Here is a 20,925-nt window from a genome sequence, read left to right as displayed (position 1 = left end):
GGCGTGGCTATTGCCGAGGAAAGTGAGCTCCGTCTTTTCAGTTGCGCGAGTTTTGGCTCTTGGGTTGAGGGTAAGTCCATACGAATTCGGGATCCCCTTTCAGGAGGAGAAGAGAATCCCGTTCTCTTGAGGGTCTTGCTGGGTGAATTGAGAGAGAACTTGTTGCCAAAGGTGGGCGAGCTGGGATCCTTTGCCCTTGGCATACAGCAGGCGGGATCCCTCTGCCTGGGGATGGGCTTCTAGGCACAGCCAGAGGTAGGTTGCTGGCCAGTAGGGCAGGTACTGAGGCCACTCGATGGCGGTGATCCCAGCTTGGCTCCAAAGTTCTTCCAGCCCCAGATCGTCCAGAGCTGAGGACTCGGCTCCGCCAGAGGCGGACTCTAGACGGTAGAGATCGCAATGAAAAAGAGGGATCCGTCCCGTGTGGTATTCCTGCACCAGCACGAAGGTGGGGCTGTCGATGGGCTCCGGGATCCCCAGCCCTTGCCCCAGCCCCTGCACAAAGGTGGTTTTGCCGCTGCCCAGATTGCCCTCTAGAAGGATCACCAGGCCGGGAGGGGAGTCTGTCTTGCTCCTGCGCTGGGGGCTGTGTTGCGGGCCTCTGAGGAGGCGAACGGCGGCCTGAGCCACCAGGGCCGCCAGCGATTGGGTGGCAGCGGCAGAGGACAACACCAGAGGGGAAGCTTGTTGCCAAAGCTCTTCATCTCGTGCGCTCGCCATGGCTTACGGCTCCTTCGGGGGGTGCTCAGGGGCAGGGATCCCTGTCGAGAGAGCGGGTGAGGGCCTCACTGGGCTCAGGTGAGCAGAAGCACGTCTTTGAGCGGTCAGCATCAGGGCCAGGCCAGCTCCGATGAGCAGTAGGCTCACCCCCTGGGCCACCCGCAGGGGCCCCAGCATGAGGCTGTCGGCGCGCAGCCCCTCGATCCAGAAGCGTCCAAGACTATACCCCAGCAGGTAGAGGCCCAGGAGGCTACCGGGCGGAGGCTGGCGCCGATAGTTCAAAAAGAGCAGGATCCCGAAGAGGCCGAGGTTCCAGAGGGATTCGTACAAAAAAGTGGGATGCACGCGGGATCCGTCGGGGAGCTGCAGTTGGATCCACAGAGAACTAGCCGGAGACAAAGCCTTTCCATAGGCCTCGTTGTTGAAGAAGTTGCCCCAGCGACCGATGCTCTGGCCAAGGCTGAGGGAAGGAACGATGCAATCGGCCAGCAGCCAGAAGTTGAGCCGATGCCGGTGGGCAAACAGGTAAAGCGCTGCAGTGCCCCCGAGCAAAGCGCCATGGATGGCCATTCCCCCCTGCCAGAGGGCCAGGACTTTCCACCAAGGGCCATCTCGATATCGCTCCCACTCAAAAGCCACGTAGTAAAAACGGGCAAGGGGCAGGGATCCCACCACCAGCCACGGCAGCAGATCGGACATGGAATTGGGGGGAAGACCGCGCCGTGCCGCCAGGTGGCGAGCTAGAAACAGGCCCAAAACGGTTGCTAAGCCGATCAGCAGGCCATACCAGCGTAGGCTGAATGGCCCCCAGCTAAACACAATTGGACCGGGGGATCGCAACACCAGGGTCGTGAACACGGCAGTATTCCTAAACCGGTCTTTCTAGCTCACTCTACCTGTTCTGCGACCCTCACCCCCAACCCCTCTCCCTCAGGGAGCGGCCCTCACCCCCAGCCCCTCTCCCTCAGGGAGAGGGGAGCTTGGAACCGAGGCAAGGTACGAGCTGACTGCAATTGGAGGGAGATCAAGGGATCCGCTGGGGGCAACAAGGCGACAATGTTAGAATGCAGGCTTGATTTTCCACCGCGACTCCTGGGGGAGGGTGCTGGTTATGGCCCGCAAAGCTGCCGACGTGAACAACGGCGACGACTTGGACAAGTTGAAGTCGGAGAAACGCAAAGCTCTGGATCAGGTGTTGGGCCAGATCGAGCGCAATTTTGGCAAAGGGGCGATCATGCGCCTGGGAGATGCGGCCCAGATGCGGGTGGAGACCATACCCAGCGGCGCTATCACCCTCGACTTGGCCATGGGCGGTGGCTACCCCAAGGGGCGAATCATCGAAGTCTTCGGGCCGGAATCTTCTGGGAAAACCTCGGTTGCTCTGCACGCCATCGCTGAGGTGCAAAAACGAGGGGGAACGGCTGCTTTTGTGGATGCCGAGCACGCGCTGGATCCCGCCTACGCGGCGGCTTTGGGGGTAGATATCCAGAATCTGCTCATCTCCCAGCCGGACACGGGGGAGGCCGCCCTGGAGATTGTCGATCAACTGGTGCGCTCTGCTGCTGTGGACATTGTGGTGGTGGACTCGGTGGCAGCGTTGGTTCCCCGCGCCGAGATCGAGGGGGATATGGGAGACGCCCATGTGGGGTTACAGGCCCGCCTGATGAGCCAAGCGCTGCGCAAGATTGCCGGCAACGTCAGCAAAACCGGGTCAATTGTTCTGTTCCTCAACCAGTTGCGCTCCAAAATCGGCGGCATCGGCTACGGCCCCCAGGAAACCACCACTGGCGGCAATGCCCTCAAGTTCTATGCGTCGGTGCGGCTGGATATTCGCCGCGTGCAAACTCTGAAGAAAGGTGCTGAAGAATACGGGATCCGGGCGCGGGTCAAGGTGGTGAAAAACAAAGTTGCTCCCCCATTCCGGCGGGCAGAATTCGACATCATCTTCGGCCAGGGCATCTCCAACATCGGCTGCATTGTCGATCTGGCCGAGGAGATGGGCATTCTCAAACGACGCGGTTCCTGGTACAGCTACAAAGAGGAAAATGTGGCCCAAGGGAGAGACAATCTGGTCGTTTACCTGAAAGAAAAGCCGGAGATCCTGGCGGAGGTGGAAGCGGCTGTGCGGGAAAAACTTTCTGCAGGGGTAACGGTTTCTGCCAGCCGACCGGGGGGGATAGAGGAGGGAGAGCAGGAAGAGGTTGAGGCCCCCATCTTTGCAGATGAGGAGTTTTGAAACGAGGGCGGCTCTTCAAGCTGTGCCTCTCAACTGGGCTCGCTGCTGGCGCAAAGCTTCGTAGAGCAGCAATCCCCCGGTCATGGCCACGTTGAGGGACTCGACGCCAGCAGCCATCGGGATCCGCACCTGGGCATCGGCCAGTTGGATCGTCGATTCCTGCAGGCCAGCCCCTTCGTTGCCCAAGAGAAAAAGGGTTGGCCGAGTGAGGTCGTGATCCCAGTAACAGGTGGCCAGAGGGGCGAGGGTGGCGGCCAAAACTTGGATCCCTTGGCGACGACAGGACTGGATCCAGGCGGGCAAGTCAGAGAGAACCTGAGGCGGGCGGCGAAACCACTGGCCGGCGGAGGCCCGCAGGACTTTGGGGTTTTCCGGATCGACGCTGTCTGCGCTTAGCCAGAGGCCATCGGCTCCGGTGGCCGCCACGACGCGGATCAGGGATCCCAAATTACCTGGATCTTGCAGCGTTTCGACCACCAAGCCCAGGCGCAGCGCCTCTGGGGGAGGGGAGGCGATTTGCCGGCTAACGGCCACAGCTACAACCCCTTCCGGAGACTCGGTCGTAGAGAGGGCCGCCATCACTTCCAAGCTGACGGCCTGCCGCCGCAGATGCTTGGGCAGGCTGGCCAACAAGCGGGGGTGACGCTCAGCCCAGTCGAAGGTGTAGCAGACAGCTCGCAGAGGCCAGCCGACCCCCAGCGCCTCTTCGAGGAGGTGGGATCCCTCGACCAGGAAGGCGCCCTGTTCTCGCCGGCCTTTGCTGCGGTGCAACTGCCGCAACTGTCGGATCCAAGGGTTTTTGGGGCTGGTGAGCAGCTCAGAAGCCATGCGGAGGAAGAGGAGAGATGGGGCGGGGAAGGCTTAATCGCGGCGACGCAACCGTTGGATAAAAAATCCATCCCGATCCTGGCGATGAGGCCAGATGAGCAGGGGATCCCCTTCGGCAGCCCAGTGGGGATGCCGGTTCAGAAAAGACTGGATGACTGCCTCGTTTTCGGCAGGATGCAGGGTGCAGGTGGCGTACACCAACAGTCCGCCCGGCTTGAGCCACCGGGCTGCCACCTGCAGAAGCTGAGCTTGCAGATGGGCCAGCTCTTGAATCTGGGCGGGGGTTTGCCGCCAGCGGGCGTCGGCGTGGCGGTGCAGGGTGCCCAAGCCGGAGCAGGGGGCATCCAACAACACTCGGTCGGCGCTCTGCCACGGGGGCAGGGGTGCAGGAGGTTCGGCAGCGGCGTCCAGGGAGAGCAGGTCGATGGCCAGGGGACGGATCGAGCTCAAGCCCAAGCGCTGCACATTTTCCTCTAGGCGGCGCAGGCGGTGGGGATGGCGGTCCAGGGCCCAGATCTCGCCGCGATCCTGCATCTGCTCGGCCATATGCGTGGTCTTGCCGCCCGGAGCGGCGCAGCAGTCGATGACTCGCTCTCCCGGCTGGGGATCCAGATAGTGCACCACCTGCTGGGCGCTGGCATCCTGAACGCTCCACCAGCCTTGGGCAAAGCCGGGCAGGGCCGTGATGTCGCCGGCATGTTGTCCCAGGCGCAGGGCGCCCGGCACCTCAGGGATGGGTGAGGCAGGGATCCCCGCTTCTGCCAAGGCTTGGATGACTTTGTCCACATCCGCCCGCAGCGGGTTGACCCGCAGATCCAGGTGGGGCGGCTGGTTGAACCAGGCGCACAACTGCTCGGTCTCGGCTGGTCCCAGGCGCTCCCACCAGAGGCGCACCAGCCAATCGGGAAAGCTATGCCGGATCCCCAAGGCCTGAATCGGGTCAGTGGGCAGAGTGTCCTGCAAGGGCTTGAGGGGATCCTTTTCCGCCCCATCCAACGCTTGCCGCTGGTAGGCGCGCAAGATGCCGTTGACTACCCCCGTCAGGGATCCCAGGCCCACCTGGCGGGCCAGCTCCACGCTGGTGTGAATGGCGGCCCTGGGCGGGATGTGATCCAGAAAAGCCAGTTGGTAGAAGCCAAGGTAGAGAATCAGCCGCAAATCGAGCGGTTGCTGGTGGGCGGGGCGCCGGGCAAAGCAGTCGATCAGGGCATCAAGGGTGCGGCGACGGCGGGTAATCCCATACACCAACTCGCTGACCAGGTGGCAGTCGGCAGGGATCAGGCGGCTATGGGCCAACAAGTGTTCTAGCACCACGTCGGCATAGGCGTTGTGCCGCTCGATCTTCTGCAGAGCCAAGAGGGCCAGTTGACGCGCGTTCATGGCCGCTCCAAAAAAGATCAGGTTGCTTCCCGACACAAAAGGATAGCTTGGTAGCCCCGCACTTGAGTGCGCGCCGGAAAAGCCCGCTAGCCACTTTAGTCGCTTACCCATGATGGGGGTCGTTGATATAGTTTCATAGCTCAAACAACCTGTTCCTGACTTCTCCCACCAACACCTTTTTCCTTCTCTTTGGCCAAAAAATGAGATGAACAACCGCTAGCCCCACACCATGGTTGTAGTGATTGTACCGTTGACTTTCCTCTCGCATTATCGCTTGCCCATGTCAGACTGCGGTTGTCATGCCGCTTGCCAACAATGATGGAGTGCGGCTGTCAGCAGGTTCGAGTCAGGAACAGGAAGCTAGTCCCCCTACTAGAGTACTTGTGTCAACAGTCTAATAAGCAACTGTGCTCTGTACTATGCGAGACAAGTCTATTTCAAAACGAAGCGATGGGCAAGCTATGGTGCGCTTTGCGCTGAGATGGTGAGAACCCAAAGCAAGCACTTTATCGCAATGTATGTCTCCGCCGCACAACAGACGTGTAAGTCTGTAGCTGGAGTGGGTCTATGCCAAGCCTGCCCAGCCCAAATCACTGGATCCGAGAAAAGCTCTAGCAATTGACCACGGAGTCAACAACTGGCTTACGTGCGTTAGCAACTTAGGGCATAGCTTCATCATTGATGGCCGCAAAGTCAAGTCCTTTAACCAGTGGTACAACAAGGAGCTGGCTAGGCTCAAGACTCACAAGCTGCGGGGGTTTTGGTTGCAAAAGCTTGGTCGAATTACGGAAACCGGAGAATGCGGTCCACAAAGCTGTGGGCAAGGTCATTGACTTCTGTTTGCACCACTCAATTGGGAGAATCCTCTTCGGTTGGAACAAAGAACAAAAACAAGAATGCGGTTTTAACCAAAACTTTGTTTTCGTCCCAACAGGTCGGTTCAAGGAGCGTATTGCGCAATTATGTCGGCATTATGGCGTTGAGTTTATTGAGGTAGAGGAGGCGTACAGCTCGCAGGCAAGCTTCCTAGATGGAGATGAGCTACCTAATTATGGTGAAAAACCCGACGGGTGGAGACCCTCTGGAAAGCGTGTCAAGCGGGGCCTGTACCAAACGGCAAAGGGGTGGTTGGTCAAGGCTGAGGCAAATGCTGCCGCCAATCTGCTTAAGAAAGTCAGCAGAACCTTGGGGCTTTGCGTGAAGGAACTGTCTAGAGGCGCTTTGACAACGCCGTTACGGGTTCTTTTGTGGGCTGCGTAAGAATCCCCTGGGTGGGAGTGTCAACAGTCGCTCCACTAGGTAAAACCAGTAGGGTTGCCTCCCCTGCTTGCCCCGGCCGACCCACTCATAGAAGCCATCTGCCGGGATCAGGAGGCGGCGGCGGCAAAAGGCCTGGCGGAAAGAGGGTTTTTCGGCCACCGTCTCGGCGCGGGCATTGATCCACCCAGCCTGGGGAGCTTGGCTCCACCTAGGGATCAAGCCCCAGCGGAAATGGACTGCCTGACGCTGCAGGGATCCCGCCACCACCGCCAGCACCGGCTGAGAAGGGGCGATGTTGTCGCGGGGCTGGAGCGCCCCAACTGCCCCCCTCTCGATTGGAAAATGCTGCTGCAGCCGTTCGGGGGCAACTGCCAGGCTAAACCGTCCGCACATCTGGGATCCCTCAGACCTTGGTGGAAATGCCCAGCAACTGCAGGATCCCCCGCAGCGGGATCTCCACCCACTCGGGGCGGTGGTTGAGCTCGTAGCCCAGCTCGTAGATGGCCTTCTCCAGCAGGTAGGCCTCGAGCAGCACTTCCAGCTCCTGCGGGCTGCGGGGCAGAAAAGCCCCTTGAGAAGCCACCTGCAGATATTCGGCCAAGAAGGCGGCGCAGACCCAGCGGTGCCAAAACTGGGCCCAGCGCATCATGTCAGGGCACTTGTCCCCGCAAACCAGCCCGCTTTCCAATTGCTGGCGCAAGCCGGTGTGGACGGCGTAGTGGAAAGAGCGCAGCATTCCCGCCACATCCCGCAGGGGGCAGCGTTTGAGGCGGCGCTCTCCTAGCGACCGGGCCGGCTCCCCTTCAAAGTCGATGATGACAAAGTCCTTGCCGGTAAACAGCACCTGGCCCAGGTGGTAATCCCCATGGCAGCGGGTGCGCAAAGCCGTGATCTTCCGCTCCAGGATGAGGCGGAAGCGGCTCATGATCCCCCCTTCTTGGTCGCGAACGGTGCGGGCCAACTTAGCCTCCAGTTCGGGCAGCTTGGGGATCTGCTTGTTGAGCAGCGGAAACACCTGCCCCACCAAATTGCGCATCGATTGATAGATGGAGCGCTGGTAGAGACTGGAGAAGGGCTCGGGGGCAAAGTCCTTGTTCTCGGTGTCGGCGGCCAAGGCAAAGTGCAGCTCGGCGGTGCGCTTGGCCAAGATCCGCACCGACTCCAGGTAGCTGCCGATGGTGGCGTAGGCCAGCTCCGGCAAGGGAAGGTGCGAGAGTTCCAGAAAGGATCCCCGCGGCACGGGCACCGCTTCCGCCTCTGCGTGATGAACCAGCACCGTCTCGAAAAACTGCCCCAGGCTGTCCAGCGTGTAGTGCCAGGCATCCCCCTCGTTGGGGATGTACTCCTGCAAGATGGCCAACGTGATGGGCTGATCGCCGGGATCAAAGCCCCGCGCCCCACGGCGGCGGCGATACTCCAGGGATCCCAACAGCCGCGGCACCCGCACCTGGGGATGGTGCTCCAGCAGATAGCGGCCGATCTCCAGCTCTGGATTTACCCCCTCGGCCACCTTGCGGTAGAACTTGAGGATGTACTGGCTGCCGTAGACCACCGAGGTGTTGCTCTGCTCCGCCTTGAGGATGCGGGGTTCCAGGCCGAGGTGGTACTCAAAAGGGGCAAAGGTGGTGGCCCACAGCTCCCCTGAGGAGTGGCGCAGACGGCCCTGCTGGGCGATGATCTGCAGCGGCAACGACAAAAAGCTTTTATCGGCCAGGGCGTCGAACAGCACGCCCGGCGGCTCCCCAGCCACTTGCACAGGGACAATCGCCGCCTGGGGCGCCTCTACGCGCAGGTGCATGGCCGCCTCCTGGATGGCATAGCCCACGGGTAAAGAGTAGAGTTCTGCCTCCCCCTCGGTAAACTCGACCTGCAAAAGCAAAATCTGGCCCCGAAAGGGGGGATCCCCTTCCCGGTTACAGGGAATGGCATCCAAGATCTGGGCCGACTGGATCTGGCGGGCTTTGGAGCCGAACCAACGGCAGCGGTAGAGGTAGTCGCCCAGCACCGCCTCCACCTGCTTTTGGCTTTCCCCCTGGAAGAGGCTTTCCCAACTGCCGTTTTGAACCAGCAGGGTGGGCAGGCGATCCAACTCTTCTGGCTTGCTGTGGCTGGGGTGGATCCGCTCCGTTTGTCGCTGCGGCTCGAGGGAAAACCAGTAGAAGGAGTGGGGGCCCAGGGTCAGGAAATAGGGCAGTTGGCCGATGGGAGGAAACGGCGTGCGCCCGAAGATCTCCACCGGGATCAGCCCCTCCCAGTGGGCCAAGTCCAGCTCCACAAACTGCGCGTAGCGGGAGAGGTTGGCCACCACCAGGATGCGCTCGTCGCCGTAGGCCCGCATAAAGGCCAGCACCTTGCGGTTTTCCGGGTGCAGCAGCTCAAAAGAGCCCCGGCCAAAGGCTTGGAAGCGCTTGCGCACCGCGATCATCCGTTTCATCGTCCACCACAGGGAATAGGGGTTGTTCCGCTGCGCTTCCACGTTGACGGTTTCGTAGTGGTACTCGGCGTCGATGACGATGGGCAGGTAGAGCTTCTGCGGGTTAGCCCGAGAGAAGCCGGCGTTGCGGTCGGCGCTCCACTGCATCGGCGTGCGCACGCTGTTGCGATCCCCTAAGTAGATGTTGTCCCCCATGCCGATCTCGTCGCCGTAGTAGATGACCGGCGTGCCGGGCAGAGAAAACAGCAGGCTGTTCATCAGCTCGATGCGGCGGCGGCTGTTGCCCAGCAGGGGCGCCAAGCGGCGGCGGATGCCCAGATTGACCCGCGCGTTGGGATCCTTGGCGTACACCTGGTACATGTAGTCGCGCTCCTCGTCAGTGACCATCTCCAGGGTGAGCTCGTCGTGGTTGCGCAGGAAGATGGCCCACTGGCAGGTTTCGGGAATGGGGGGAGTCTGCTGCAGGATGTCGATGATGGGGAAGCGATCCTCCATCTGGATGGCCATGAACAGCCGCGGCATCAGGGGGAAGTGAAAGTCCATGTGGCACTCGTCCCCGTCGCCGAAGTAGGCCACAGCATCTTCCGGCCACTGGTTGGCTTCTGCCAGCAGCATGCGGTTGGGATATCTTTCGTCAATGTATTTGCGTAGGGCCTTGAGGAAGGCGTGGGTTTCCGGCAGGTTCTCGCAGTTGGTTCCCTCCCGCTCGTATAGGTAGGGCACGGCGTCCAGCCGCAGGCCGTCCACCCCCATGCTCAACCAAAAGTCCACCACCTCGAAGATGGCCTTCTGCACGGCGGGGTTGTCGTAGTTGAGATCCGGCTGGTGGGAGTAGAAGCGATGCCAGTAGTAGGCCTTGGCCACCGGATCCCAGGCCCAGTTGGAGGTTTCAAAGTCTTGAAAGATGATGCGGGCCTCTTTGTACTTTTCCGGGGTGTCGCTCCAGACGTAGAAGTCCCGCTCAGGGGTGCCGGGGGCGGCGCGCCGAGCCCGCTGAAACCAGGGATGCTGATCGGAGGTGTGGTTGAGGATCAGCTCGATGATGACGCGGATCCCGCGTTGGTGGGCGGCATCTAGAAAGATTTTAAAGTCCTCTAGGGTGCCCAGCGCGGGGTTAACGTTGGTAAAATCAGAAACATCATAGCCATCATCCCGCAGCGGGGAAGGGAAAAAGGGCAGCAGCCAGATGGCCGTGATGCCCAGATCCTGCAAATAGTCCAGCTTTTCGGTCAAACCCTGGAAGTCGCCCACGCCATCGCCATCACTGTCGAAAAAGGCGCGCACCGGTAGCTCGTAGATGATCGCGTCTTTGTACCAGAGGGGGTTGTAGGTTAAGGGAGAGACGAGGCTGCGCAGAGGGGCTTGGCTCATCATATCGGCAACAGAGACAGGATTTGGACACCTTGGCAACCCTAACCGTTGAACAGGGATCCCCTCAATAGGCTGCAGCCTTTTCTGGGGTGCCAGGGATCCCGGTAGGCGATGCGGTTTTGGGTCTGACAGGGTGATTTTAACCCCTCACCGCCAGCCCCTCTCCCAGGGGGAGCCCTCACCCCCAGCCCCTCTCCCTGAGGGAGAGGGGAGGTAGGGAGGAAGGGTTTTGCAGCACTGGCACCAATTAGGCGATGCCGGTTCGCTTCTGGGCTTCCTTACGGGAGACGGCTACATGGCGCAGGCCGGCGCGGATCAGCTCCTGCTCGATCAAGGCGAAGAAGCGCTGCCGATCCCCGCTGCGCACCACGGCCAGATGGTGGGCTTCCGCCAGGGCGATGGGGTAGCCAAAGCCCTTTTGCACCTGGCTTAGCACTCCGGCCAGGGCCCGCTGCAGCAACTCGGCGTCTTGAGCCACCCAGGCGGGAAACTCTAGCCGGGCGATCTCCGGCAGGGATCCCTCCCCAGGGTTTGCGCCGACATTCAAGTAACAGCAGTGGATGTGGTGTTCCCCAAAAGTCTCCAAGACGCTGGCGCCACTGCGCCAGAGGGGGCTGCGCTCTCCCGGCTGCAGCAGGGATCCCCAAAAAACGCGATCTGCTAGGGGGGCAAAGGGCTGGCAGGGGGGAGTTTTCTCGCCGGCGCAGTAGCGATAGCAGTCGCAGCCCAGGTAGGGACACAACCCCAGGCGCAGATAGTTGAGGGTTTCGCTGCTGCGGGAAGCGCTGATGTAGCCCACCAGGGGGATGCGAGCTGCCCGCAACTGCTCCAGAGTTGCCAGGATGGGATCCAGCCAGGGACGCTGGGCTGGCTTGGGCAGCGGCTCCAGCCCCCAGGGGATGAGGGATCCATCCAGCAGCGCTAGCACGGGGCGACTCCTAGGCAGCGGCAGGGCCAATTGGGCCAGCTCCTCCAGCTCTGCCTGAGCCCGCCGCAAAGCCAGCACCGCTTCGGCATCCAACGCAATCTCCCCCCCCTCCCCGCGATCTTCTTCCCCAAGGCCTACGGCCTGCCTACGCGATCGGCTGGGTCGGTGGCGAAGAGGGTGGAGGGCTGTTCCTGGAAGAGAGTTGGATCGCTCAGGTTGAGCAAAGGGCTCCTGCCCGTAGATCAGCAGGGGCTGGCTGTCCAGCAGCGGCCACTCTTGCGTGCCGTAGTGGAGAGCCACCCGCCCGATGTTGATGAGCGAGCAGTAGGCAATCTCGTGGTGGCTGGGCAGGATCTGGGAGCCGTCGGTGGCCACCACCGTGTGCGGCCCCTGCAAGGGCTCGACTTTGGGCAGGGATCCCCAGGTTTCCGGCGGCTCGGCGGGGCTGGCGCAGGTAAAGGCGAGATGGGAGCTCCACTCCGCCCAGCGCGACTGCCAGGTTTGGGGTTCTCGCTGCAGGCGGGCAAACTCCTGCAAGGCCAGGCGCAGACGCTCTTGGTTGGCCTTCGACTCCTGCTGCAGGTGGCGGGCAAAGGCGGGAATCTGCCCGCTCAGCTTAACCAGATCCAGCATAGGCGGCTGGCTCAGCCCTGCCGGCGGCCAGGGGCTCCACTTCGGAGGGATCCCTCTTGCCCTCGCTCGCGGGGTATGTGGTGGCAGCGGTAGCTGCGCCCAGCTCCTCTAGCGGAAACTCCCCGTAGACTTCGCTGCTGTTGTTGGGGCTCTCTTGCAGGCGAACCCGATGCAGTTGCACCCCCAGCTCGCGCAGGGGCAAAGTCAGCAGCCGCTGGACGTAGAGGGCGATGTTTTCGGCGGTGGGCACCACCTGGGCAAAGTAGGGGACGTCTTTGTTCAAGAAAGTGTGATCCAGGGGCTTCACCACCTGCTCCTCAATCACCCGCTGCAGAGCTGCCAAATCCACGATCATCCCTGTGCGCGGGTCGATGGATCCCTTGACGGTAATCTCCAGGCCGTAGTTGTGGCCGTGGCCGTGGGGGCGAGCGCAGAGGCCGTAGATGGCAGTGTTCTCTTCCAGGCTGAGGTGATCGAGGGCCAAGCGGTGGGCGGCGCTAAAGTGGGTGGCAACGGTCAAATAGGCTTGCATGGCTTCTCCTCGGTATTCGGCCCAAAGCTGGGGATCTTCGTAGAGGCGCACACTGCTGAGCGGCAGCGCGTCGGCTAGGCGCTGCCAGATGGTGTAGGCAATGAACTCGGTGGTGGGCAGGGTTTGGGCAAACTCTGGCCAGACTTGGTTGAGGTAGGCGAAGTTCAGTTCTTGAATCACCCGCTCCCGAATTACCTGCTTGACCTGGGAGAGGTTGAGCACCATGCCGTACTCATCCACCTCCCCCGTCAAGCCCACCTCCAGCCCGTAGTTGTGGCCGTGGCCGGGAAAGCGGGCGTGGGAGCCGAAGCGGGCCAGGTTCTCAGCTTCGGAGAGCTCCGGCAGCCAGTAGCGGTGGCTGGCGGCAAAGTGGGCGCGGCGGTAGATGGTACAGGTTCTGGACATGAGGGCTATGAGAGAAAGGGATCCCTCCTTCAGCATAAACTCCAAACCAGCACTGCCCCTGCGGCGAGGGATCCCTGCGCCTGGCTCGGCGCGCCTTCCTCCTGAAGCCCTTGGGGATGGATGGCCAAAATCTCGCCCTAGGGGGCCAAGAGTGTGTCAACCTGGTAAAGGTAAGAAAGTCTTTGGGCCCGAGGGAGCGGCTGTGGTCTATCGGGTTGGGCTATTGGGGCTGGGTACGGTCGGCACGGGCGTGGTCGAGATTCTACAGCGCCCTCCTCACCCCCTCTTGCAGGCAGTTGAGATTGCGGCGGTGGGGGTGCGCTCCCTGGACAAGCCGCGGCAGGTGGCGATCCCGCCCGAGCGCCTGACCACGAACCTAGAGGGGATTGTGTCGGATCCCGAAATTGACGCGGTGATTGAGCTCATGGGCGGCTTGGAGCCGGCCCGCAGCCTGATCCTAAAGGCCATCGACCACGGCAAGCCGGTGATCACAGCCAACAAGGCGGTCATTGCCCGCTATGGCGAGGAGATTTTCCAGGCTGCCGCCCAGGCCAGGGTGGCGGTGTTGCTGGAGGCAGCGGTGGGGGGTGGGATCCCCATCATCCAGGCTTTGCAACAGTCGCTGCGGGCTAGCCACATCCAGGCGGTCTGGGGCATCGTCAACGGCACCACCAATTTCATCCTCAGCCAGATGACCCAGGAGGGCAGCTCCTTTGCCGAAGCGCTGGCCCAGGCCCAGGCCCGCGGCTACGCCGAGGCGGATCCCAGCGCCGATGTGGAAGGATGGGATGCGGCGGACAAGATCGCCATTCTGGCCAGCCTGGCTTTTGGGGTGTCGGTACCGCGACAGGCCATCCCCTGCGAAGGGATCGGCAGCATCAGCTCCACCGACATCCGCTACGCCCGCGAGTGGGGCTATACTTTTAAGCTTTTGGCCATCGCCCAAAGGGCCGAGGGGCAGGGAGGTGAACCAACCCTGGATATTCGCGTCCACCCCGCCCTGCTGCCGGTTACCCACCCGCTGGCCAACATCCACGGGGTGGACAACGCCGTCTGGGTGCAAGGGGATCCCTTGGGGCAAGTGGTGCTCTCAGGGCCAGGGGCGGGCCGGGGGCCAACCGCCAGCGCGGTGGTCGGGGATCTGCTTATCCTACTTGCCCACCTGCAGACGGGGGCTCAGTTGCCCAATCCCCTGTGGGGCTTTGCCGCCTCCCCTCCTGTTGCCTCCTTGCTGCCGCTGGCAGAGGCGCAGTCGGAGTTTTACGTGCGAGTGCTGGCCCAGGATCGGCCGGGGGTGATGGGGGCCATCGGCACCTGCTTTGGCCGGCACGGGGTGAGCCTGGAGAGCATCACCCAAAAGGAGTGCCACCAGGAGTTGGCGGAGATTGTGATCCTCACCCACAGCGTGCGCGAGGCCGACTGCCGCCAGGCGCTGGCCGAGATCCAGCAGCTTCCCCAGGTGGCCGAGATCCCCAGCCTATTTCGCGTACTGCGCTAACGAAGATTGGCCCCCCGGACGTGATGGAGGAAAAACACCTTGGAAGCGGCAGTGAATCCTGCAACCCCTGAACCCCTTAACGCGGAGGTGGTGGTCATTGGGGCGGGCATCAGCGGCCTGACGCTGGCCTGGCGCCTGCAGCAGGGTTTATCGGCTAGGGGGGGATCCCCTCAAGCGGTGCTCCTGGCGGAGGCCAGCTCCCGCGTCGGCGGCTGCATTTCCACCCAGTCCAAAGACGGCTACCGCTGGGAGGAAGGCCCCAATAGCTTTACCCCCACCCCTGCCCTGCTCAACCTCATTGCTGAGGTGGGCCTGACCGACCAACTGGTGCTGGCCGATGCCAAGCTGCCCCGCTACATCTACTGGGAAGGAGCGCTGTTGCCGGTGCCTCTGAGCCCCGCGGCAGCCCTGGGATCACGGCTGCTCAGCGTGGGCGGCAAGCTGCGGGCTCTGCAGGGCCTGCTGGGGTTTGTCCCGCCGCCGCCAGGACGCGAGGAAACGGTGCGGCAGTTTTTCCGGCGACAACTGGGATCCGAAGTGGCCGAGCGCCTGGTGGAGCCCTTCACCTCAGGAGTCTATGCCGGCGACCCAGATCAACTCAGCGCCGTGGCGGCTTTCCCTCGCGTGGCGGGCCTGGAGGAGCGCTATGGCAGCCTCTTTGCCGGCGCCCTGCAGGCTCTGCGCCAAAGACCCCAGCCTTCTCCTGCGGCCATCCAACCCCCGCCCAAACGGGGCCAACTGGGCAATCTGAGGCAGGGGCTGCAGCAGTTGCCAGAGGCCCTAGCCCAAAAGCTGGGCGACAGCCTGCGGCTGGGCTGGCGAGCGCTGCAGCTGAAGCGGGCGGGAGAGCTCTATTGGGTGGGCTTTGAGACGCCAGAGGGATCCCGCTGGGTGGCTGCTCGCCAGGTGGTGCTGGCCCTCCCCGCCTACGAGGCTGCCGCGCTGCTACAGGAGCTCAACCCCCCGGCCAGCCAGCTCTTGGCCGAGATCCTCTATCCGCCGGTGGCGGTGGTGGCTCTGGCCTATCCCCAAGAGGCCCTGCCCCAGCCGCTGCGGGGCTTTGGCCACCTCATCCCCCGTTCCCAGGGCCTGCGCACCCTGGGCACGATCTGGGCCTCCTGCCTTTTTCCAGAGCGGGCTCCCCAGGGCTACCACAGCTTCCTCAGCTTCCTGGGCGGCGCCACCGATGCGGCCTTGGCCCGCCAGCAAGGGATCCCACCCATCCCTGCGCTGTCTCCTGAGGAGCGAGCGCAAATTGCCCACGCCGAGCTTAGCCAGGTTCTGCTCACCCGCCGCGCCGAGCCCGTCTACCTGGGCGAACGTCTCTGGCCCCGCGCCATCCCCCAGTACACCCTTGGCCACCGGCAACGCATAGCCCAGGTGCAGGCCCACCTGGCCTCCCAGACGCCGGGGATCTGGGTGTGTGCCAACTACCTGGATGGCGTGGCCCTGGGCGATTGCGTGCGGCGGGCCGAGGCGCTGGCGCAGCAGCTGTTGTCCCAGGTCTAGTCCTCCCAAGTGGCCAATGGGTCGCCCCTACACGGCGCTGCTTTTGGTTCCCACGGGCATTGGGGCCCGCGTGGGTGGCTTTGCCGGCGATGCCCTGCCGGTGGCCCGCGCTTTGGCGGCTGCTGTCGACTGCCTCGTCACCCATCCCAATGTGCTTAACGGCGCCACCCTGTTTTGGCCCCTGAAGAACGTCCTCTACGTGGAAGGGTACGGCCTGGATCGCTTCTGCGCCGGGGAGTGGTTCCTCAGGCCGGTGCGGCAAAACCGCGTCGGGGTGGTGCTGGATGCCGGGATCCCAGAAGACTTGCGCCAACGCCACCTGCAGGTTTTGCAGGCCGCCCAGGCCACCCTGGGGCTGGACATTGGCCCCTGGCGCTTGACCCCTCGACCCTTAGGCGTTTCCGTCAGCTTTTCCCCTGCCGGGGCCAGCCAGGGATCCCTGGCCCAGCCGGATGCGCTTTTGGAAACTGCCCAAGAGCTCGTCCGCTTGGGAGCCGAGGCCCTTGCCGTGGTGGCCCGCTTCCCCGACGATCTGGACTTCAGCCGGTACGAGCAGGGGCAGGGGGTCGATCCCCTGGCTGGGGCCGAGGCCATCCTCAGCCACCTGGTGGTGCGAGAGCTGGGGATCCCCTGTGCCCACGCCCCCGCCTTCTACCCCGATCCCGCCCCTAAGCCGGTCCACCCCCGCGCCGCCGCCGAAGAGGTGGGGTTTACCTTCCTGCCCTCGGTTTTGGCGGGGCTGAGCTATGCCCCCCAGTTTGTCAAGAGGGGGGATCCTCCCCAGCCGGGCGACCTGACCGCGGAGCAGGTGGACAGCGTCATTGCCCCGGCCACTGCCTTTGGCGGCCCCGGCCTGCTCTACCTAGCTAGCCGCCCCCGCCCGCCCCTGTTTATCGCCGTCGAAGAGAACGCCACGGTGATGCAGGTCCACCCTCGCCAGTTGGGGATCCCCCATGTGGCCGTTAGCTCCTACCTAGAGGCCATTGGCGTGGTGGTGGCCCACCGGGCTGGGGTGGCCCTGTCTTCCCTGCAACTGCCCGGCTAGGCCAGGTTCTGGCCCAGAAACGGCAACAGGCCAATGAGCAGCAGGCCCAGCGTGGCCAGCGACCCGACCAAGAAGGAGAGGGAGCGCCCGATAGGAATGTCGCCAATGTAGAAGAAGTTGTAGAGCAGCCGCGCCAGCAAGAAAACGCCGCAGAGCAGGGCCACCCCTTCGTCGCCGCTGAGCCCAAACAGCCAGGGATCCGGGTGGGGGCCGGTGACGTAGGCTATCAGGGCTGACGGCGCAAAGGTGCCCAGGGCCTCAAAGCCGTTGGCATGGGCCCAGGTGGCCCGCTGGCCGTAGGGAGGCAGCCGGTCGAACATCGCCCGCGGCGCATGCGGGTCATAACCGACGCGGGCGCGGGCATAGCCCACCACGCCCATGGGCAGGTACACCAACAGGATGGCCGCTGCGATGGAGAACAGGGGAATGGCTTGCAGGGGGAGGTTGAACAACATAGGCAAAAGCAGCAGAAGGAAGGGGCTGCACTAGCCCCTTTTCCAGACTAGCGGCTCTCCCAGGCCCTAGGTTGAGACTTCTGGCACCGGCAAGGCAGGGTCCTCAGGAGTCAGCAAGTAGGCGCCAACGGCCTGCAAGCTGGGCGGGTGCAGAAAAGGGACGGTGACAATGGCCTGCTGGGAGAATCGCTGGGGCAACTGGGCCAAGATGGCCTGGTGGCGGCGCCGCAGCGCTGCACCAAAGGGGGTGGCCTCCTCCAGCCAAACCCGATTGAGAACGGCGTAGGGATGAGGGATCCCCAGGGCATCCAGTTCCGCCAGAAGGCGCTCGGTTTCCGCCAGAACCGCCTGCTCCGGGTTGAAGACGGGGATAAAGCTAGCAAACTGGGGATCCCGCAGCCGCTGCCGGAGCTGCCGCACCTGGCCTAAGAGATCCCGCAGCCGCTGCGCCCATTCTGGCCGGCCCACCACGTCGCGGTACTTTAGCCACAGCTTCAGGGCCAGGCTGACCCAACCTTCCAGGGCCTGCGGCATCTGCAAAAAGCGCAGGAGATGGCCGGTGGGGGCTGTATCCACCACCACCAGGTTGAACTGGCCGCTGGCCTCCTGCTCCAGCACCGTCAGCAGGGCCATCACCTCGTCCAGGCCCGGTGGAGCCATCTGCAAAAGCTGCCGCCAGGCCTGCGGGTCGTACTGAACCTCCACCCCCGCCGTCCCTTCGCCGGCCAAGATGGCCGCCACCTCTTCCAGGTACTCCTGCCGGAAGCGCTCCAGCACTGCCGCCGCCTCGATCTCCTGCCCCAGCAAATTGGGCAGCAGCGGCAGCGGATCTTGCCCCAATTTCACCCCGAACAGATCCCCCAGCGAGTGGGCCGGGTCGATGGAGACCAGCAAGAGCTGCCGGTCGGGATGGCGTTGGGCCAAGTTCCAGGCCAGCGCCCCGGCCACCGTGGTCTTGCCTACCCCGCCTTTGCCTCCCACCAGCAGCAGGCGGATCCCTTGGGCCAAAAAATCTGGCAGGGCCACCCTTGGGGGGGAGGGGATCCCGCCGACAGGCTCCCCTGGGCTAGCGGGAATCTCTTCCAACTGCAGCAGCACCTCTGGCAAGGGACGAAGCTGCTGCACCAGCTTGTCCAGGGCCGCCGGCCCAATGGGCTCCTCCAGTTGATAGGGACAAACCCAGATGGGATAGCCAGGCAGCTCCTCTTGGAGCGCTTTTAGCCAGCGCCGCTGTTCCTGCTGGCGGGCCAGGTAGAGGGGGGACGGCGGGATCCCAGACGACGCTCTCCCGCTGGCTCCCAACAACACCTGGTTGACCAACAGGCCGCCAATGGGCACCCGGCGGCTTTGCAGTTGTTGACAAAAGCGGCGCGTCTCCGCCACGCTCAACGGCTCCGGGATCAGCACCAGCCAGGCGGCAGTGCTCTCCGGGTCGGTGAGGCGGGCTTTGCCCCCCTCCAGCTCGCTCTGCAAGCGGGCCAGGAAGGCGTCGGCTTCATCCGGTCGATAGGCGCCCGTGAGGGATTGGACAACCTCGCGGTGCTTGGCCTGGAAGGTGGCAAACACCGCCAGCAAATTGTCGAGAAAGTCGGGCAGTTCCAACAGCCGCAGGGTGTGGCCGGTGGGGGCGGTATCCAGGATAACTGTATCCACCTCTTGGCCCGCCAGCAGCCGGTTGACCTCTAAGATGGCCATCAGCTCGTCCACCCCCGGCCAGTCCAGATCCCAAAGGGGCAGGAGATCTTCCTTGGCCAGCCAACTGCCCCGCTCGGCAATCAGCTCCAGAGCCGGGCCGTAGGTCTGCTTGAAATCCTGCAGCAACACCTCGGCCTGGAGAGCCCGCACCTGCAAGTTGGGCCAATCCGGCAGGGGCTGGGGAACGTCGGCCACCGGGATCCCCAGCACATCCCCCAGGGAGTGGGCCGGATCGGTGGACAGGAGCAGCAGACGGCGCTCTGGTTGCGCCTGGGCCAGGTGACGGGCCAGGGCACAGGTGAGGGTGGTTTTGCCTACGCCCCCCTTGCCGCTAAACAGCAGCAGACGCTGGCAAGGAGAAAGGAGAGACAGGCGGAAAGCGCTCCCGCCACAATCGAGTTGAGCAGGCTGCAAAGGGATCCCTTCTGGCACAGGTCACCCCCATTGTGGCCTGGATCTCCCTTAGGGATGCTCCAGATCAGCGAAGTTTCCCCTCTCCCACCACAACCGGCGTCCTCTGTCCCACGCCAGCAGCGCGTGGATCCCAAGCCAAAATCCCGTCCACAGCCAGTTGTCCAGCCAGATCTTGGCCAAGATGGGCAGGGTCAAGCCCTCCGTTCCGCCCAGAACCAGGCCGGCTGCCAAGATCAGCCCTTCAAAAGCAAGGAACCCTAGGATCAGCATGGCTGGGATCCAAAGATAGTTCAGCAGCAATTGCCTTGGCCTAATAGGTTTGGACTGAGAAAACAGAGGTCGGTAGCCGGCAGCAAAAGCGACCCCCACCGTGCCGATCCCCAAGACCAACCCCCAAGCAAAAGAATCAGGTGTACGGGGATAGTTGTGCCAGGTGTAGCCAAAGATTTGGTTGGCCAGCCAAATCATCGAAGCGCTAATAATTGCCCTTTGGCGAGTTAACGTGGTGCCCGCGATGATGCCAACAGTTACAAAAGGAAGCGTGCAGGTATAGGCAATGTTGCTCAGGCAGCCGATGGTGGTAAATAGGCTGGGCCAAAATCGACCTTGGGCTAGATCTCGGCTGGCTTGGATCCAAATTACTTCTGGGATCCCGCGGCGAGGCTTGGGGATGGACTGGACAAGAGCTTGTAGGCTAACCATAGGCTAATCTCCAGGAAAAAGGTGAGCTTTCAAGGGGCAGTTCTTTAGCAGATGCTCCTGGACAATTTGCCGCGCTACTTGGGGGGTAACCCGCTTGTACCAGGTGCGATCTCCGGAGTAAAAAACCACCGGCCCTTGTTGACAGACTTCTAGGCATCCGGAAGTAATGACCTGAATATCCAAATTGGCTTCCCGCAGGGCCGATTGCAGAGCTTCCACAACGGGCTGATAGTGGCGAGAAGGATAGCAGCGGCTGGAACGGCAAACCGCCAAATAGGGCCGCTTGAGGGGGTTATCTTCATACGGGATCCGCTCTTTTCCCTCGACGTAAATGGCCCGCAGGCGTTCATAAAGGGAGAGCTTCTGATAGTCGGCTTTGCCTTCGGGCAGGTAGTCTTCTCCTGGCCCCAAAAAGGGACTGGGCAAAAAGATCTGCAGCAGCGATTCCTCTGCTCCGTTCCAAAATTGGATCCCCCATTGGCGAGGCTGGCCCTGCGGATTGAGGCGGCGATAGAGGGCGGCGCGGCCGACCAATCTTTTGCGGCGCAGCTCAGGTGGAGTTCTGCTGTAGGGGCCGCCCTGGTGCTCTTCTAGACACAGGTGCAAATGCCAAGTTTCGGTGGCCACGGTCAAATAGCCGTCGTAGAGCACACAGAGAGCAGGGGGATCCTTGAAGGCCGCCTCCAGCACTCCTCCCTCCACCACCTGGCCCACTTGGATCTCGGCCCAGCGCTCCTGAAAGAGCTCATAGAGCAATGGCCCAAGACAGTCGATGTGAGCCGGGATCCCTTCGTAAACGGTTGTCCAGCCGGTGGGGAAAACCTCTTGCCAAGTCTGGTTTAAGGGCGTGATCCAGGGACTGAAAGCGGCCATAGGTTGC

17 protein-coding genes and 2 pseudogenes (1 of these 19 running past the window's edge) are annotated in these 20,925 nt (G+C 62.7%); 6 read left to right on the top strand and 13 right to left on the bottom strand.

Annotated elements, in window-relative coordinates:
- A pseudogene (locus SYN65AY6A5_RS14665) lies at positions 1-24 on the top strand (hypothetical protein); its annotated part reaches 108 nt to the left of the window's first position; the annotation flags it as partial.
- A gap of 75 nt (positions 25-99) precedes the next feature.
- Here the strand turns inward: SYN65AY6A5_RS14665 and tsaE are convergent.
- A complete protein-coding gene (gene tsaE / locus SYN65AY6A5_RS06100) occupies positions 100-720 on the bottom strand; it encodes a tRNA (adenosine(37)-N6)-threonylcarbamoyltransferase complex ATPase subunit type 1 TsaE (RefSeq protein ID WP_099812231.1) in 621 nt (206 codons plus the stop codon).
- Between the two features lie 3 nt (positions 721-723).
- Entirely contained in the window at positions 724-1,578 is an 855-nt protein-coding gene (lgt, locus tag SYN65AY6A5_RS06095; RefSeq protein WP_011429964.1) for a prolipoprotein diacylglyceryl transferase, read from the bottom strand.
- A 253-nt stretch (positions 1,579-1,831) separates the two neighbouring features.
- On the opposite strand from lgt, the gene recA reads away from it, so the two are divergent.
- On the top strand, positions 1,832-2,956 hold the full coding sequence (gene recA / locus SYN65AY6A5_RS06090) for a recombinase RecA (RefSeq protein ID WP_099812230.1): 1,125 nt from the start codon (positions 1,832-1,834) through the stop codon (positions 2,954-2,956).
- 15 nt (positions 2,957-2,971) lie between these two features.
- Here recA and SYN65AY6A5_RS06085 read toward each other — a convergent pair whose 3' ends face one another.
- From SYN65AY6A5_RS06085 to SYN65AY6A5_RS06075, 3 genes and pseudogenes are all read right to left on the bottom strand, one after another.
- Complete coding sequence (locus tag SYN65AY6A5_RS06085; protein WP_011429966.1) at positions 2,972-3,784, bottom strand: RNA methyltransferase; 813 nt, start codon at positions 3,782-3,784, stop codon at positions 2,972-2,974.
- A 33-nt stretch (positions 3,785-3,817) separates the two neighbouring features.
- Positions 3,818-5,164, bottom strand: a complete 1,347-nt coding sequence (locus SYN65AY6A5_RS06080; RefSeq protein ID WP_011429967.1) for a 16S rRNA (cytosine(967)-C(5))-methyltransferase — start codon at positions 5,162-5,164, stop codon at positions 3,818-3,820.
- Between the two features lie 136 nt (positions 5,165-5,300).
- Positions 5,301-5,432 (bottom strand): annotated as a pseudogene (locus SYN65AY6A5_RS06075) (IS200/IS605 family transposase); the annotation flags it as partial.
- A gap of 286 nt (positions 5,433-5,718) precedes the next feature.
- Here SYN65AY6A5_RS06075 and SYN65AY6A5_RS14765 point away from each other — a divergent pair.
- Complete coding sequence (locus tag SYN65AY6A5_RS14765; RefSeq protein WP_206336963.1) at positions 5,719-5,997, top strand: transposase; 279 nt, start codon at positions 5,719-5,721, stop codon at positions 5,995-5,997.
- Between the two features lie 400 nt (positions 5,998-6,397).
- Here SYN65AY6A5_RS14765 and SYN65AY6A5_RS06065 read toward each other — a convergent pair whose 3' ends face one another.
- The 4 genes from SYN65AY6A5_RS06065 to SYN65AY6A5_RS06050 all read right to left on the bottom strand — a co-directional run bounded on the left by SYN65AY6A5_RS06065 (position 6,398) and on the right by SYN65AY6A5_RS06050 (position 12,727).
- Positions 6,398-6,817, bottom strand: a complete 420-nt coding sequence (locus SYN65AY6A5_RS06065; RefSeq protein ID WP_240527689.1) for an SOS response-associated peptidase — start codon at positions 6,815-6,817, stop codon at positions 6,398-6,400.
- A gap of 10 nt (positions 6,818-6,827) precedes the next feature.
- Positions 6,828-10,232, bottom strand: coding sequence for a maltose alpha-D-glucosyltransferase (gene treS / locus SYN65AY6A5_RS06060; protein WP_228375459.1), 3,405 nt, complete (start codon positions 10,230-10,232; stop codon positions 6,828-6,830).
- Between the two features lie 244 nt (positions 10,233-10,476).
- A complete protein-coding gene (locus SYN65AY6A5_RS06055; protein ID WP_011429970.1) occupies positions 10,477-11,790 on the bottom strand; it encodes a DNA double-strand break repair nuclease NurA in 1,314 nt (437 codons plus the stop codon).
- Positions 11,774-12,727, bottom strand: a complete 954-nt coding sequence (locus SYN65AY6A5_RS06050; protein ID WP_099813206.1) for a 6-carboxytetrahydropterin synthase — start codon at positions 12,725-12,727, stop codon at positions 11,774-11,776. Before SYN65AY6A5_RS06050 ends, SYN65AY6A5_RS06055 begins: the two co-directional genes overlap by 17 nt.
- Positions 12,728-12,929: 202 nt before the next feature.
- Between SYN65AY6A5_RS06050 and SYN65AY6A5_RS06045 the strand changes: the two genes are divergently transcribed.
- From SYN65AY6A5_RS06045 to SYN65AY6A5_RS06035, 3 genes are read left to right on the top strand one after another with little or no spacing between them, the layout of a single operon-like run.
- Entirely contained in the window at positions 12,930-14,225 is a 1,296-nt protein-coding gene (locus tag SYN65AY6A5_RS06045) for a homoserine dehydrogenase (protein ID WP_240527688.1), read from the top strand.
- A 51-nt stretch (positions 14,226-14,276) separates the two neighbouring features.
- Entirely contained in the window at positions 14,277-15,734 is a 1,458-nt protein-coding gene (gene hemG / locus SYN65AY6A5_RS06040; protein ID WP_099884523.1) for a protoporphyrinogen oxidase, read from the top strand.
- 16 nt (positions 15,735-15,750) lie between these two features.
- Complete coding sequence (locus SYN65AY6A5_RS06035) at positions 15,751-16,779, top strand: DUF3326 domain-containing protein (protein ID WP_168174240.1); 1,029 nt, start codon at positions 15,751-15,753, stop codon at positions 16,777-16,779.
- On the opposite strand, the gene SYN65AY6A5_RS06030 is transcribed toward SYN65AY6A5_RS06035, so the two are convergent.
- The 4 genes from SYN65AY6A5_RS06030 to SYN65AY6A5_RS06015 all read right to left on the bottom strand — a co-directional run bounded on the left by SYN65AY6A5_RS06030 (position 16,776) and on the right by SYN65AY6A5_RS06015 (position 20,918).
- Positions 16,776-17,234: an MAPEG family protein gene (locus tag SYN65AY6A5_RS06030; RefSeq protein ID WP_099812226.1), complete on the bottom strand. Its 459-nt coding sequence runs from the start codon at positions 17,232-17,234 to the stop codon at positions 16,776-16,778. The genes SYN65AY6A5_RS06035 and SYN65AY6A5_RS06030 overlap by 4 nt on opposite strands.
- Positions 17,235-17,300: 66 nt before the next feature.
- On the bottom strand, positions 17,301-19,343 hold the full coding sequence (locus SYN65AY6A5_RS06025; protein ID WP_240530475.1) for an ArsA family ATPase: 2,043 nt from the start codon (positions 19,341-19,343) through the stop codon (positions 17,301-17,303).
- A 48-nt stretch (positions 19,344-19,391) separates the two neighbouring features.
- On the bottom strand, positions 19,392-20,045 hold the full coding sequence (locus SYN65AY6A5_RS06020; RefSeq protein WP_011429977.1) for a hypothetical protein: 654 nt from the start codon (positions 20,043-20,045) through the stop codon (positions 19,392-19,394).
- A gap of 3 nt (positions 20,046-20,048) precedes the next feature.
- Positions 20,049-20,918: a (2Fe-2S) ferredoxin domain-containing protein gene (locus tag SYN65AY6A5_RS06015; protein ID WP_099812224.1), complete on the bottom strand. Its 870-nt coding sequence runs from the start codon at positions 20,916-20,918 to the stop codon at positions 20,049-20,051.
- Positions 20,919-20,925: the final 7 nt, after the last annotated feature.

The sequence above is a fragment of the Synechococcus sp. 65AY6A5 genome (assembly GCF_002760415.1).
Taxonomy (GTDB): Bacteria; Cyanobacteriota; Cyanobacteriia; order Thermostichales; family Thermostichaceae; genus Thermostichus.
This window is presented reverse-complemented; position numbering and strand designations above follow the sequence as displayed.